The organism is Microbulbifer maximicatervae (SeqCode) (genome assembly GCF_052467505.1).
The window spans coordinates 2,011,448-2,026,338 of sequence record NZ_CP174313.1 but is presented as its reverse complement, the minus strand read 5'-3'; the positions used below and the strand labels follow the sequence as shown (position 1 = coordinate 2,026,338).

The window sequence follows — 14,891 nt, the reverse complement described above, 5'->3', positions numbered from 1 at the left end:
CTAGTTGATGTGGTTGTGCAGCCTTATAGCATCATCATCGGTTTCTATTTTGTGAAGTCGTGGGTGAGTGAGGTTAAGCGGTGAACACTGTAGCTCAAGAGGCAGCGAGGGAAGCCATGGTTCAGAAGGTCGCCAGTGCAACCACTACGGTTGCTGCGGGTACAGCGGTAGTTGGTGGATATGCAGCACAAGAGATATTGGCGGTAGGTGGTTTCTTGATTGCTTTGGGTGGGTTCATTGTGAATTGCTATTACAACCACAAGCGCTTGAAGCTGCAAGAGCAGCAGGGCGGGGGCGATGGACGTTAATGTAAAGCTCGATACCTCAAAGTTTGATCGAGCAGCTGCTGAACTGAAGAAGCAATTACCTTATGCCAGTTCGGTTGCCCTAAATAACGTGGCCTTTCGTATACGTGGAGAAGAGCGCGCAGCAATTGGGCGTATCTTTGCAAATCCAGCGAAGCTGACACTGAACTCTGTACTGGTGAAGAAAGCCACTAAGCGCTCGGGTGTTGCGAAGATCTTTATTCGTGATCAAGCAACCAACGGCACGGCACCGAGTAAATACTTGGCGCCGTCGGTTATCGATGTGAAGCGCAACGATAAGAGATTTGAGCATGCCCTGCGGGATCTAGGTGTGCTGCCTGCGGGTATGTAGGCCGTACATGGAAAAGCGGCAAGGCTAAACCGACATGGGAATATCTCGGTCGCTACCTATAAGAAGATTCTGGCAGAACTCCGTGCTGGTTCAGGTACCAAAAAGGGCAGGGCAAATAGTACTCAAGGGCCAACAGGCAAGCACTTTGTAGGAAAGGTAAACGGAGTGTTGGGTGTGTGGAAAAGGGCCGGGGGTAAGCGACGTCCTACAGTAAAGCCCATTCTCATTTTCCTAAAGGGAAAGCCAGACTACCGCAAGCGCTTTCCTTTCTTTCGGATTGCTGACGGCACAGCACGTAGGCATTTGCCACTAGAACTTGATAAAGCCATGGACCATGCGATTGCGACCGCGAAGAGGCGCTGAATGGGTCCTCCTGAGAGGGGTAGCACACGGGTAATTCGGACCGTGTTTTTTTAACAGATATCTGAAATTTCCTAGGGGGTTATACCTTGGCTGACAACCTATCACTTGATGATCAGGCCACTCAGTCTGGTTTTGCTCGCCTGGTTGGTGCTACTCAACCTGCTATTGCCAAACACTTCAAGGCTGAGGTCTTTACCGTAGGTGCCAGCTACAAAGTTTGGCTTCATGAATATTGCGAGCGATTGTGAACTGAGGCCGCAGGCCGCCAGGCGAATGAGGCCCGAAATCGTCGCGATATGGCCCAGGCGATTGAGTCTGAAGTTAATGCAAAACTAAAAATGCGCGAGCTGTATCGAGAGGATCAATTAATCCTTGATGTCGAGTCGACGCGCAAGGCGATGGTGGAGTGGTCCACCGTTGGAAAAAATGAATTTATAGGAGCGGTAGAGAGCATCATTATTGCTATCGAAAGTCAGTGTGCCATTACCGTCGACAGAGAACCCCTATAGCCAAACATTGAAGCTGCCCTCAGAACTATTGGCGGTTACGAGATTGAATTTACAGAGGCTGGTGAAGGAGGTACGCCAGACCTGGATACCGCAGCCTAAAATTCCGCTGATTGAGTGGTTGCCAGAAAATATCAAACTGCCCTCTGAAGATAGTGATAACGCAGGATATTACAGAGTAGATTTTGTGCCCTATTTCTGGGGCGTAATGTACGCGCTCGACAGCCATGTCTCTTGGATGGTGGTAATGCAAAAAGCGGCGCAGATTGGCTGGACGGTACTGCTAGCGGCAGATATCTGTAAGGTGGCGGTGACTGATCCCGCGCGGGTTTTGATGCTCTTTCCTAAGGATTCAAAAGGCCAGAACTTCATGGACGAAAAGTTCGTGAAGATTGTTGAGGGCTCGCCGAATGTAGCGCGTGTGATCGATGTCTCCACCAGTCGCAAGCTAGGCAACAGACCTACCAGGAAAGTATTCCCGGGTGGGGAAGTACGTACAGTCGGTTCTAACTCCGTCTCCAATGTTAAATCCACCACCGCCAAGCGCGGCTATGTGGAGGAGCCGGACGATACTAATAAAGACGTTGGTGATCAGGGCGATTCCATTCGCCACCTGCGCGAACGCCTCAAGCGAATGCGCAATAAGAAATTGATCATTGGTGGCACGCCTGCCGTTGCTGATCTTTCCCAGGTGGAGCACTACACCAAACTCGGCACTATGCGTGTACTGCCGGTTACTTGCCATGACTGCGGTGAGTCTCATGTACTGGATTGGGAAAACGTTAGTTGGTTGGAAAAAGAGGGAGGCACACCGCACCCGGTATTCGGCTTGAATCAGCCAGAAACCGCAATTTACGGTTGCCCCAAGTGTGGCAGTGAATGGGATGACTACCGCCGCCAAGCTAACATATTGAAGACCTGTAAAACAGCGCGTGAAAACGGTGATGAATTTGCCGGCTGGGTTAAAACCCAATGCGGCGAAGACTATGAGCAGGATGAGATAGAATCGATAGAGACGTTTATGGAGCTATCGGAGCTTTATGTGTGTATCCCTGGCACAGGATTGGCGGAGGTCGTTAGGGATTTCTTAGAGGCTGAGCACGAAGCCAAAAGCGGCGATGAATCTGCACGCATTGTATTCCAAAACAACAAGTTAGGCAGACCTTATAAATATGCTGCCAATCGGTTACTGGACCACGAGAAACTGGAAGAAGCTGCCGAAGACTACTCAGAATTGTTTTGTCCTGCTGGCGGTTTGCTGGTGACTGCCGGTGTCGATGTCCAGCACGATCGACTCGCAATCACCATCCGCGCATTTGGTCGCAATGAAGAAAGTTGGAAATGTACTGGGGCGAAATTGATGGCGACACGGTAGATAAGCGTGATAGCTGCTGGGATGCCCTGGATAAGTTAGTTTTTCAAAGCTTTAAGCACGAGCGCTTTGGTGAGATTTACGCATCTGCGGTGAGCATCGATTCCTCTGATGGAACTACCAGCGGCGCAGTGTATGAGTGGGTAAGAACCAGAAAAAGAAAATATCGTCGCGTTCTTGTGATAACGATTAAAGGCGATAGCAGAGACTTTGGTAGTAAAGAAATATTTTCCCACCCAAGGAAAGCAGAAGTTAGCAACCCTACGCGTACTACGAAAGCCGATCGCCACGAAGTGAAGGTGTATATGGTAGGCACCCACAAGGCTAAGGATCTGATGGCCCGGCGACTACTAGGCACCAGTGCCTATATGCACAGCTGTAAGCATGTGCGACAGGATTACTGGGAGCAGGTAACTGCTGAAGTAAAAGCACCGAGTAAAAAGCACAAAGGTAGAGAGACCTGGCAGCAGCGACCCGGGAGACCGAATGAGGGCACAGATGCCAAGGTTTATGCCTTACACGCCGCTTACGCCATGGAAATACACAAAAAGACTGAGAAAAATGGTCAACTCTTGAAGCGCGTTTAGGTCAGCGCACTTTGTTTAGTGAGTCTGATCGGGACCCTGAATCAACGCACACCACTAAAAAACCACTCCGGCCAGTGCAGCCCGTTGGCTCCTTACTGGATAGTTAAATGTCTAAAACGCCTCAAGAAATGGTCGACCTCTATATCGAGGCCGAGATAGACGTGCTCGCCGGTAAAACCACGGTGACCAATGGTCGGCAATTTACTGCAGAGAACCTGCAGGAAATCCGTGCAGGCCGCCAGGAGTGGGAGCGCCGTGTATATCAAGAAAAATTAAAGGCTGCAGGTAAACGCTGCGGACCTGCCTACGCGAATTTCTACTAATGAACAAACTGGATTCTCTCATCGGGTTTTTTGCTCCCGAGGCTGCTTTGCGCCGTATGCAAGCTCGCCGGGCATTAGAACTGGTTGCCGCTTACGAGGCCACGCGCCCTAGCCGTACAAGAAAAAATCCCGGGGATAACCGCAGCGGGGATTTGGTGCTTGAGAGCAGTGTAGAAACCCTGCGCGGCCAGGCTAGGCACCTGGAGCAAAACCACGATTTTGCCTGTGGCATTCTCACCACCTTGGTAACCAACGTAGTTGGTCCGCGCGGTATTGATGTGGAGTTCCAGCCCAAAACCTGGGATGGCGACATTCATGAAGACCTCGCCACCCAAATGAATGCCGCTCATGAGGAATGGGCTCGGCGCCCGGAATGTACCCGGCAGTTCAGTTGGGGGAAAGCGCAGCGGCTTCTGTGTAATACGTGGCTACGGGATGGTGAAACCCTCATGCGGCACTTGCAGGGCACGGTACCTGGCTTAAAGCATCGTACTGAAGTGCCTTACACCATCGAATGCCTGGAGCCGGATTTCCTGCCGGTGGATTACAACGATCCCAGTAAGCGCATTGTTCAGGGTATCCAAAAAACTGCTTGGGGCGAGCCCTTGGGCTTCTGGTTACACGATGAACATCCCGGGGCATCCTTTAACTGGCGTATGAAGCGCAGATTTCACAGTGCCGAAAATATTGAGCATCTAAAGTTTGTGCGCAGGCTGCATCAAACCCGTGGAGTTTCCATCTTTGCTGCGGTGATGAACCGCCTTAATGACATTAAAGACTATGAAGAAAACGAGCGAGTTGCCGCAAAGATTGCCTCGGCCATAGTTGGATTCATTCAAAAAGGTGGTCCTGAAGATTACAAACCTGAGGACAGTGATGATGAAGGAAATCGCACCTTGGCTATTCGCGCTGGTGCTATCTATGACGATCTGCGGCCTGGGGAATCTGTCGGCACCATTCAAAGTAATCGCCCCAGCGGTCTACTAACGCCATTTTTAGAAACTATGCACCGCATGGCTGCTGCCGGCACCATGGTCAGCTTTAGCAGCATCAGTAAAAACTACAACGGCACTTATAGTTCGCAGCGCCAGGAACTGGTAGAGCAGTGGGCAAACTACGAAACCCTCAGCTTGGAATTCTGTGAGGAAATTGTAGAGCCAGTAACCCGGCGCTGGGTGCAAATGGGTTTATTAGCAGACGCCTTTCAAATGCCTGCTGATGTGGACCCGGCAACCCTGATGCACGTCGATTTTATTACCCCGGCTATGCCCTGGATTAATCCAGCACATGAAGCCAGCGCCGATGAAACGCTGCTGGAAAATGTTCTGGCCAGCCCACAGCAGACCATTCGCCGCCGAGGCAAGAAGCCGGACGATGTGATTAAGCAGACTGCTGCCTGGCAACAAAAGTTGCGAAAAAACAAGATCACCACCCCAACTAAACGCACTGCGGTCCCCGCAGAAAACACTGAGTCTGACTCTAAATAGGAGACCGCAATGCCTAAAAAATCTTGGTACAGCATTACCGCGGCCACAAAAAAAGCGAAGCCGATATTTATGTATATGACTACATCGGTTATTTGGGCGTAACTGCTTAAGGCTTTGCCCGTGATCTCAAAGCACTCGGTGATGTCAGCAAGATCAATCTACACATCAACTGCCCCGGTGGTGATGTGTTCGACGGTACCGCCATTTACAACCTGCTCAAAGATCATAAGGCCGAAGTGGAAACCTGGATTGAAGGCATCGCAGCCAGTATGGGTAGTGTGATCGCCTTAGCCGGGGATACGGTTCATATCGCCGAGAACGCCTATTACATGGTGCATAACCCTAGTGCCAGCGCCAGAGGCGATGAACGCGCCCTGGAAAAAACCAAGAGCCTGCTGGCAAAAGTGAAAACCACCATGATCGGCCTTTATTCCTCCCGCTCAAGAATGCCGGATGAGGAAGTCAGCCAAGTGATGGATGACGAGACTTGGTATACCGGTGCTGAAGCCGTAGAAGCCGGTTTTGCCACCGATACCACCACAGAGATCGAGATGGCTGCCAGCTTTAACGCCGATCTCTTAAACCAATTCAAAAATACCCCTAAAGCGATTAGCGAATTGGTCATGCAGGGGCCCACTGAATTTAGATTCCCGTCTGCGGTTGCAGACAACCCAACCGAAACCAAGGAGGCGCAAGCCATGCGAAAACTACCTCCACTACGCCAGCTGCAACCGCTGTGCCCGAGGTTACCCCAGGAATGAAAGCGCAAATTGAAGCCGATGCCAGAGCACAATTTGCAGCAGACGAGCAAAAGCGCAAAGACGATATCAAAGCCGTATTTAAAGGTTTTGAAGCGCACAGTATTGTGATGCAGGAATGTCTCAATGATATGGACTGCTCAGTGCAGGGCGCCAAAGACAAACTGCTCACAGCCCTGGGTATTCAAACCCCAACCCCAGTGCAAAGCTACAGCGTGGTGGTGCAGGAAGGTGAGGGCATGAAACGGCTTAAGGCTGATGCTGAAAATGCCATTGCCGTGCGTGCCCTCGGTGAAAAGCGCACAGAGGGCAATGAGCTCAGTGGCTACACCATGATGGAGATTGCCCGCATCCTGATACAGGCCCATGGACAGAGCCTGTCTGGCCTGGATCGGATGGGTGTGGTTGCCGCAGCGTTTACCCATAGCTCTGGTGACTTCGCGACTGTCCTTGGCAATACTGCCAATAAATCCATGCTGAAAGGCTATGAAGAAGCACAAGAGATCTTCCCGCGCTTTACCAGCGTGGGCAACCTCAGTGGCTTTAAACTCACAACTCGCATGGACCTGGGCAGCTTCCCCTCACTTCGCCGAGTGGCTCCGGGGGCAGAATTTAAATACGTGAGCATCGGAGAGTGCGCCGAGACAGCTACACTGGCTACTTACGGTGAACTCTTCTCCATTACCCGCCAAGCCATCATTAACGATGACCTCAGCGCATTTACCCGTATCCCACAAAAGATGGGCCTCGCTGCCGTGCACACGGTGGGTGACCTGGTATTTAGCATCTTGCTCAATAATCCCAATATGGCTGACGATAAGCCCTTGTTCGACGCAAGTCATGGCAACCTCGCTAGCCCAGCGGGAATCAATACCAGCAGTATTGATATTGCGCGGGTATTGATAGGTAAGCAAAAGGATGGCGATGCGGTGCTCAACATCCGGTCCAAGTTCCTGCTCTGTGATATTGCTGATGAAGGCAGTGCAAAGGTTGCCCTGGAATCTGAGTACGAAGTGGGTGCATCCACCAAAAACAACACCACACCGAATAGCGTACGCAATATTGCCGAAGTGCTCTCTGATGCGCGCCTTAGTGGCCACAATGCGTGGTACCTCAATGCCGACCCAGTAGCGTATGACACTATCAAAGTGCTCTATCTGGATGGCCAGCAAGCCCCAATTTTGGAAGAGCAAAATGGTTGGAGTATTGATGGGGTGGAATTCAAAGTCCGCTTGGATGCTGCAGCCAAAGCCTGGGATGCTGCAGCCAAAGCCTGGGATGCGAAAGGCATGGTGAAGACTCCAAAAACCAGCCAACCGCTAGCTCTAACAACGTTCATTGAAGAGGCCGCATCGCGCGGCCTTTTTACTTTCAGTTACAAACTCAATTGAGGGAAAGAGAATGGCTACTAATTTTGTACAAGACGGGCGTATGCTGGATTACACCAACAGTACCAGTGCGAAGATTACCTCTGGCCAGGTTGTGGCGGTTGGTGCGGTGCTGGGTGTGGCGATGGATGATATTGCCGTGGGTGAGTCTGGCGTGATTGGTATTGATGGCGTATTCACCGTGCCCAAGGTATCCGCCGCAGAGGTCAACCAAGGGGAAACTCTCACCCGGGTAGTTGCATCCAGCTCATTCGATAACAACGCAGCCACCGCAGCCACTGGCGATATCATCGGCGCAACGGCCTTTGCCGCTGAGGCAGCGGGTTCCAGTGTTACCAGCTTCGCGGTCAAATTTACAGGCGTACCGGGCACAGTGAAGTCCTAATTCATCATGGACTTAGATCAGAGAGCCGCAGAGCGCGCGTTTCGCAAATGGGGCAAAGCCGCTACCTATGATGATGGTAGCGGCGGTGAGCCTATTGATTGCCGTGTGATCTTTGAGCAGGAGATTGATGACCTTGGTAGTGATGAACGCGTGCAGGTACCGCGTGTTGAATTGAGTCTGTTGGTGAGTGAGGTAGGTGCTTACAACTCAGAGGCGGTGATTACCCTTGGTAGTGTGGGGTATACGGTGCGCAAGCGATTGGCGGATGATGGGGTTGTTTGGCGAGTGCTGGTGGATGTGTAGCCTGAGTTGGTAGGTCAGCACAGGATTTATGATCATTGTGATTGTTATTTTTTTGAGTTGCTCAAACATACAGGAAAATGCTTTAAAATCATTGACTTAAAAGATCGGTTAAAAATGGGGATAGTGGTCAAATTGATCATTTTTCCAGATGGACCGGTAGTGCCAAATGATCGTAATCCATTGATTTAGTGGAATAAAATGGCGTATTGGCGTAAATTTGTGCCAGAAATAGTAGTCATGATGACTCCTGCATAAATATTAGGCAAAGTCAAGAGAAAATCATATGAGCATAATTGAAAAGTTTCGCAAAGGTATTGGATCTAGTCGCTATAGGCGATTTATCGTACTTACGAGATCACGAACTGGATCGAACTTGCTCATATCGTTGCTCAATTCGCATCCGCAGATTGAGGCAGATGGGGAAATATTCTCTAAATTGAACGGAAAGAATTACAAAACAGTTTTGTCCAAGGCATTTCCTAAACAGCCACTTAACATAAAGGCCAAAGGATTCAAGATTTTTTATTATCACCCGCAGGATGATCATTCATGCGGCATATGGGAAAAACTTAAATCAATGAATGATCTACATGTAATTCACTTAAAGAGAGAAAATATCTTGCGTACTTTAATTTCGAGAAAGGTCGCAGGAGTTCAGGATGTTTGGGCAATTAAATCTGACCAAGCTTCAAGCACTCCTAGTAAAGAGGTATCAGTCAGCTTTACCGAAGATGAGCTGCGAGCTGAATTTAAGAGAACAAGAGATTGGGAGGAAAATGGTGAAAACAATTTCAAGAACCACCCTCTTTTGTCTATCACCTATGAAGAATTAGTAAATAACCGCTCGGGTACATTCAGAAAAATTACTGAGTTCTTGGATGTTCAGCACATAGAACCAAAAACGAGGTTGAAAAAACAAAATACCAAGACCTTGAGGGAATCGATAAAAAATTACGATGAATTGAAATCAGAGTTTTCTAAAACAGAATGGGCGCCTTTCTTTGAAGATTGATTGGCTAAATCGGGTAGCCGGTAGTTTCTAGCTACCGGCTACCACACCACCCATCGTGCGGGTCCGCAATGGGCGGTTCCCTCTCCGTAATGAATTTCTACCCCGCGATCACGTAACGAGACCAATCCCATCTTTTGGAAAAGCTCATTGTTGAGTGCAATATGAATACCTTCCGTCTTTGCATTTCGCCAGTAACTTTTACCGGACGATCCACAAGTGACAGCCCGTGATTCACTCACGCCCACGCGCAGTAAGTTTCGGACTTTCGTTCTCACTTTACGCCAGTTTTTCCAGTAGCTCATTCTCAATCTTCGTCGTATCCAGCAGTCAAGATCGATACATTTTTGATAGCCTTGCGCTATCCCAAAATAGTTGATCCAACCATGGAGGTATACGGTAAGTTCTTTCAGTTTCTTTTCCATCGAAATATCATGGGATCGCCTTGTGATCTGGCGGACGCGATATTTAAATTGGAGCAGAGACTTATCATGCCAGACAAGCCTTGCACCGCGAAAAGAGAATCCCAAAAACTTACAGCGGCTGACAGGAACTACTTGGCTTTTAGTGTCGTTAACTTTGAGCTTAAGCTTGCGCTCAACAAAGCGTTTAATACTCGCCATAACCCGTTCACCCGCGCGCTTAGAAGCAACAACGATCACAAAATCATCCGCATAGCGAACAAAATCATGTTGGCGTTTTTCCTGCTCTTTATCGAGCAGGTCGAGTACAATGTTGGAGAGCAGCGGCGATAAAGGGCCGCCTTGTGGTACCCCCTCATGACAGCCTTTCCAGCATCCATCTTCTACACTTCCTGCACGCAAGTAGCTTGCGATTAGTTTGAGTAAGCGCTTATCGCTGATTCTTTGGCCAAGTAAACTCATGAGAAAATCATGATTTACCCGGTCGAAGAGCTTAGATAAATCGACATCTACGGCTATTCGTTTCCCGCCTTCGATATACTTCTGTAGCTTTTTCACCGCATGATGCCGTGATCGCTTTGGGCGGAACCCATAGCTGAACTCCGAAAAGGTTTTATCGAAACTGGGACCGATGATTTGGGCGATAGCCTGCTGAATAACACGATCAAAGATCGTAGGTATCCCGAGACCACGCTGGCCACCATCTGGCTTGCGAATGTAGACGCGCCTGACAGGAAGCGGTTGGTAATGACCTTGCCGAATGGTTTCGATAAGGTCATCGCCAACTGCCTTAAAGTGCTGCACAAAGTTATCGACTGTAATCCCGTCAATGCCTGCGGCACCTTTATTGCTCCGAACGTGCTTCCATGCAGCATTGAGGTTTTCTTTGCTGAGGATGGTTTCGAGCAGATTTTCATTTGAGTTGAGTGTCATGGCAATGCGCTACGTCAATTTTATATCCGGCTGGCAACATATCAGTAGGCTAGCCCTGTCTTTTAACTCGTGGATTTTGGGTTCAGGTCTTCACCCTGTCCAAGGTATTAAACTTGGCATTTCGCTACTATGCCCTCGGCTGACTTCTGTTTAATCACTTTGATCATTGCTGACCGAAGCGCTTCTGTGTCCCACCATTTTTTGTCTACACCCGCGATGGTGGCTAGCGGGTTGGGCCTACTTATGAGTCAGCGGCTACGCTGACAGCTTCACAGGAGCAAGCTAAACAGATCTCCCCAGATAAGAACGTGAACTTTCACTACACAACTGCATCATTTACTCTACCCGTTAGATCACATGGCTTCGGTGTCCTTGGCCGCCTCGCCTCCAGGCTAAGCCTTATATGATGTTTCTGTCCGTCAGCTCGTAGTTTTGCTAGCGGCTTCCTCCCCACAAGACCTCGCGGCATTGCAGTTGCCATTCGCTAGTAGTTAGCATTTAATGGAATCCATTAAATGGTGATCCTCCTACAGGGGACTTTCACCCCATTAGTTCACGCCCATGCTGGGCGTACCAAGTACAAGCAGGTTGCTACGGGCCTTTGGCCCTTCGCGGGACAGCTTACGCTCCGCTCCGGACGCCCCTGTTGTAGTCGTTCAGACTGTAGAAAAACTCTTAAAAGGAAGCTTTTTTGTTAAAATGGAGGTCTTGATGTCGAGATTATCCATATGCCCAATTTCAAACGTTACGATTACAACCAAAATGCAATGGTCGTCATCAATTTCGAAGAACAACTACAACCTGAAACCTTTGAATTTACACTTCATCATTTGATTGATGATCATATAGACCTCTCTGTCTTCCATAAAAAATATCAAAAGGATAGCGGCGGGCGAACCGCCTATGATCCAGCTATCCTGCTGAAAATCATATTGTTTACTTACTCAAAAGGCATTACCTCAAGCCGTGAAATTCAATGGCAATGTGAGAACAATATCCTCTTCAAAGCACTGTCATGCGATACCGTTCCGCATTTTACTAGTATTGCAAGTTTCGTAAGCAGTTATCCTGATGCGATTGAATCGGTGTTTGAGCAAGTGTTACTGGTCTGCGATCAGCAGGGGCTGCTTGGCAACGAACCTTTCGCAATAGATGGATGCAAGATGCCATCCAATGCTAGCAAAGAACATTCGGGGACTTTTAAAGAGCTAGAACAGAGGCAGGAAAAAATTCGCAAGAAGATCAAACATTGCCTCAAAGAGCACAAGAGGCTTGATGGCAGGAAACCTAAAGAAAAAGAGCTAAAGCGGCGGATACGCTGCAGAAACACTTTGATAAAATTGATCAGTTCTTAAAGAATCACTCCCCCAGGATGGGGCAAGGTAAAAACCCTAAAGAAGTAAAAAGTAATATCATGGACAATGAATCATCTAAGATGACTACCAGCAAGGGAACCATCCAGGGCTATAACGGTGTTGCCGCAGTTGATAGAAAGCATCAGATAGTTGTTGAAGCACAGGCCTTTGGAGAGGGCCAGGAACATCATACACTGAAACCTATTCTCGATGGCATCAATTGCCATTATCAGAATATAGGAATAGATGAAGACATCTTGGCCAAACAGGTCATCATTACTGCTGATACTGGATTCTCCAACGATGCTAACTACAACTACCTGCGAGAGAACGGCATCAATGCCTACATACCTGACAATAAATTCCGTTCACGTGATAAAGCTTTTACAAAGCAAAAAACCAAGTATGGCAAGCGCAATCAAAAAGATAGGGCTAATGTCCAAAAGACTATCCCGGCTAGTGAATTTACATTCAACAAGAAAAAGAAAACCTGTATCTGTTCAGCAGGAAAATCCATGCTCTTGTTAAAAGAAGAGCATGTCAGTGAAGGTAAGAAAAAACTATTGTTCGAAGGGCGCCTCACTGACTGCAGGAAATGCAGCCTTAAAAATCAGTGCATGCGAAACCCAGATTCTGCCGACTCTCGAAAAGGGCATGGAAGGCAAGTATCCCTAACTTGGACAAACGGACGGACAGCCACTGACTGGATGAAAAAGCGGGTTGATAGTATCGAAGGCAAGACCATTTATGGGCATCGAATGTCTGTTGTCGAGCCTGTGTTTGGGAACATTGGTACCAACAAGCGATTAAATCGCTTCTCGCTACGAGGAAAAAGTAAGGTTCAGGGACAATGGCAGATGTTCTGCTTGGTACATAACATTGAAAAGTTGATGAGATATGGCAGTATTCACTGATTGAGTGATGAATTAAGGGCGTCAAGACGCCAAAATTTAATACAATGAAAGAAATTTGGTGGTATAGCTAAATTTAGCCCGAAATTTTAATTAGAGGAGCCTGAGGAGTGACAGCTTTTTCTAAAACTGTTTTTCTACATCCTCGTTATGCGCCGTAAGAGTATATACGAGCAGTAATGAGCAAAATCTATATCTACGTACTCACAACAGAAACGTTTCCTGATAGGCAAGCGTACTTTGATGCATCTTCAGAGACTGAATATTTCTATGTAGGTAGAACGGAGAACCCTGAGCGTAGAAAAATGCAGCATGAAGGAGAAGCCAGAAGAGGATCTAGCTATCCATATCATGAAAAAATAAGAAATCTCAAGGAAGGATGGGATTTAGAAGTATTAGAGGTTGTTGATAAACAGTTAGCTTCTGATCATGAGGAGTACCACATGATAAGGTTTACTTGTGAAGGCCACTCATTGCTAAATATAAAACGTGGTGATCGAATAAAAAGGGCGTCAGTAGATATATTCGAGAGTTTCAAGCGAAGCGGCATAGAAAATTCAACCGACTACTTCAATGTAATATCTATTACCAGAGAGAATAGGATAAGTCTTCGCGGGTCCAGACAAATAATGAAGCGCCTAAAACACGTAAAGTATGATTCTGAGACAGAAACTCATCACTATGTCCTCGATGGAGTAGTATATATTGTCGAAAAATATGTATCGAAAAAAGAACTCATAGAATCACTATGTCCAAGTATTGATAAAAAATTGCAAGATCTTCTTAAAAGAGTAGAGTCGTTTCGAAAAGAACGTAAAGCAGACTAGGTATGAAATGCATGAAAAAGTGCGGCAGGCTGACGTCCTACTCTGTGCAGATTTTATGTGGTTGTTACGCTCCTATTTTTGCACAAAAACTTCACAGGGTACGCCGCAACAGCGAATGGCTTTCGGACTGCTGAAAAACTAATGTATGTATTTGTCCTCTCAAATATGATCGAATATCAACCATAAATGATGATTTTACGTGAATTCTGGTTTAGCTTTCACTGATGAGTGGGCTGCTTTTCACGTAGAAGCACAATACAAAAGAGGGATGAGCTTTTTTACCCCCTCGTTAGGTGCATTTATGTTAAAGGCAACTAAGGTGTTTTACGCTATTAGCTTCGCTCTGAGTTTGCTGGTTACGGTATTTTTCTCAGTTATTTGGTGGAAGTGGCATCAAATGCCATACAACGAAACCGGTAGATATTGGGATGGGTTCGTTGTTTGGCACGAACAAGCGGCGGGAGTCTATGCAGGTTGTGCGATAGTTTCATTGGTTGTTACTGTTGCTATGGCAATTATCTATCGTAAGGTAGGGCGCAGTGAAAATACCTAACTAACAAAGGTTGCGAAGGCAGCAAGGGTCGCAGCGCTGCTTTGGACGTTATCGCAAGCCCTTCTGAAGTTGGTAGCTACTCTCAATCACTCGGTGCATATGTCGGCGAAACTCCTGTGGCAATTTTGTATATAGTCGGGCTGTTAGCAATGGAAAGGGAACCTTCGCAAAGTGGTATAGGTTCTCAATCTCACACACTTCCGCCAAAGTAACCCTTACTAGCTCACACCATAATGGCAGCAAGTCCGCAGGGATTCGTTGCAAATCCGTTTCCATTTTCGATATTTGAGATGACACAAGCCCCATGTCCAACGGATGACACACGGCTAATAGTGCAGCTGGTAAGGCGTGTGATTTCAGAATTGTTTCAGCAGGGGCATAAATTCCTGAAAGCCGGGGTAGGGCTGATAGAGCTTACCCTCGCTCGTTGGGGCAAGGCGATATATTTGCCGCTGGCCAGCGAATACGATCAGACGAGACCATGTAGGCCATCGATCAGATTAATCAGAAATTTGGACGAGTTACCTTGTTCTTGGCGCTTAAAGTATCAACAAGATGCGGTAATCGCATTGCTCTCTAGCTTATATAACTCAGCGGGATCAGTTGCCAGAGATTGCAGTCTAGGTTCTGTGTAAATATACAGTTTGTGAGTGTGGCAAAAATTGAGAGACTGAGTGATTCCGGGGTTTATGAGAGGTGCGAGCCGCCGTACCAATTACACATGGATGATTGTAACTATATGATTATTATAA

The 14,891-nt window shown here is 47.7% G+C and carries 15 protein-coding genes and 2 pseudogenes; 16 read left to right on the top strand and 1 reads right to left on the bottom strand.

Annotation, left to right across the window (positions count from 1 at the left end; all coding sequences use genetic code 11):
- The first annotated feature begins 80 nt into the window (after positions 1-80).
- The 13 genes and pseudogenes from ACJJIN_RS08835 to ACJJIN_RS08775 all read left to right on the top strand — a co-directional run bounded on the left by ACJJIN_RS08835 (position 81) and on the right by ACJJIN_RS08775 (position 9,141).
- On the top strand, positions 81-308 hold the full coding sequence (locus ACJJIN_RS08835) for a holin (protein ID WP_444897746.1): 228 nt from the start codon (positions 81-83) through the stop codon (positions 306-308).
- Complete coding sequence (locus ACJJIN_RS08830; protein ID WP_444897745.1) at positions 298-657, top strand: hypothetical protein; 360 nt, start codon at positions 298-300, stop codon at positions 655-657. Before ACJJIN_RS08835 ends, ACJJIN_RS08830 begins: the two co-directional genes overlap by 11 nt.
- Before the next feature lie 449 nt (positions 658-1,106).
- Complete coding sequence (locus ACJJIN_RS08825; RefSeq protein ID WP_444897744.1) at positions 1,107-1,268, top strand: hypothetical protein; 162 nt, start codon at positions 1,107-1,109, stop codon at positions 1,266-1,268.
- Positions 1,269-1,316: 48 nt separating this feature from the next.
- On the top strand, positions 1,317-1,529 hold the full coding sequence (locus ACJJIN_RS08820; RefSeq protein WP_444897743.1) for a hypothetical protein: 213 nt from the start codon (positions 1,317-1,319) through the stop codon (positions 1,527-1,529).
- 61 nt (positions 1,530-1,590) lie between these two features.
- Positions 1,591-2,901, top strand: a complete 1,311-nt coding sequence (locus ACJJIN_RS08815) for a terminase gpA endonuclease subunit (RefSeq protein WP_444897742.1) — start codon at positions 1,591-1,593, stop codon at positions 2,899-2,901.
- Complete coding sequence (locus tag ACJJIN_RS08810; RefSeq protein ID WP_444897741.1) at positions 2,868-3,485, top strand: terminase gpA endonuclease subunit; 618 nt, start codon at positions 2,868-2,870, stop codon at positions 3,483-3,485. Before ACJJIN_RS08815 ends, ACJJIN_RS08810 begins: the two co-directional genes overlap by 34 nt.
- A 107-nt stretch (positions 3,486-3,592) precedes the next feature.
- The gene (locus ACJJIN_RS08805) at positions 3,593-3,808 is read left to right on the top strand and encodes a DUF6148 family protein (protein WP_444897740.1); all 216 of its coding nucleotides are present in this window, start codon (positions 3,593-3,595) and stop codon (positions 3,806-3,808) included.
- Positions 3,808-5,295 (top strand): phage portal protein, encoded by a 1,488-nt coding sequence (locus tag ACJJIN_RS08800; protein WP_444897739.1) that lies wholly within the window; start codon positions 3,808-3,810, stop codon positions 5,293-5,295. The genes ACJJIN_RS08805 and ACJJIN_RS08800 overlap by 1 nt, the downstream gene beginning before the upstream one ends.
- Before the next feature lie 125 nt (positions 5,296-5,420).
- A pseudogene (locus tag ACJJIN_RS08795) lies at positions 5,421-6,056 on the top strand (head maturation protease, ClpP-related); the annotation flags it as partial.
- Positions 6,053-7,444: a phage major capsid protein gene (locus ACJJIN_RS08790; protein ID WP_444897738.1), complete on the top strand. Its 1,392-nt coding sequence runs from the start codon at positions 6,053-6,055 to the stop codon at positions 7,442-7,444. The pseudogene ACJJIN_RS08795 and the gene ACJJIN_RS08790, both read left to right, overlap by 4 nt.
- A 10-nt stretch (positions 7,445-7,454) precedes the next feature.
- Entirely contained in the window at positions 7,455-7,826 is a 372-nt protein-coding gene (locus tag ACJJIN_RS08785) for a DUF2190 family protein (RefSeq protein WP_444897737.1), read from the top strand.
- Between the two features lie 6 nt (positions 7,827-7,832).
- Positions 7,833-8,129 carry a head-tail joining protein gene (locus ACJJIN_RS08780; protein WP_444897736.1) on the top strand — a complete coding sequence of 99 codons (297 nt, stop codon included), beginning with the start codon at positions 7,833-7,835 and terminating at the stop codon, positions 8,127-8,129.
- A 283-nt stretch (positions 8,130-8,412) separates the two neighbouring features.
- Positions 8,413-9,141, top strand: a complete 729-nt coding sequence (locus ACJJIN_RS08775; RefSeq protein WP_444897735.1) for a Stf0 family sulfotransferase — start codon at positions 8,413-8,415, stop codon at positions 9,139-9,141.
- Positions 9,142-9,179: 38 nt separating this feature from the next.
- On the opposite strand, the gene ltrA is transcribed toward ACJJIN_RS08775, so the two are convergent.
- Positions 9,180-10,493: a group II intron reverse transcriptase/maturase gene (ltrA, locus tag ACJJIN_RS08770; protein ID WP_444897734.1), complete on the bottom strand. Its 1,314-nt coding sequence runs from the start codon at positions 10,491-10,493 to the stop codon at positions 9,180-9,182.
- Between the two features lie 728 nt (positions 10,494-11,221).
- On the opposite strand from ltrA, the pseudogene ACJJIN_RS08765 reads away from it, so the two are divergent.
- The 3 genes and pseudogenes from ACJJIN_RS08765 (at position 11,222) to ACJJIN_RS08755 (ending at position 14,139) form a co-directional block, all read left to right on the top strand.
- Positions 11,222-12,762: pseudogene (locus tag ACJJIN_RS08765) on the top strand (transposase).
- Positions 12,763-12,938: 176 nt separating this feature from the next.
- Complete coding sequence (locus ACJJIN_RS08760) at positions 12,939-13,586, top strand: GIY-YIG nuclease family protein (protein ID WP_444897733.1); 648 nt, start codon at positions 12,939-12,941, stop codon at positions 13,584-13,586.
- A gap of 301 nt (positions 13,587-13,887) precedes the next feature.
- Positions 13,888-14,139: a hypothetical protein gene (locus ACJJIN_RS08755; protein ID WP_444897732.1), complete on the top strand. Its 252-nt coding sequence runs from the start codon at positions 13,888-13,890 to the stop codon at positions 14,137-14,139.
- The last annotated feature ends 752 nt before the right edge of the window (positions 14,140-14,891 follow it).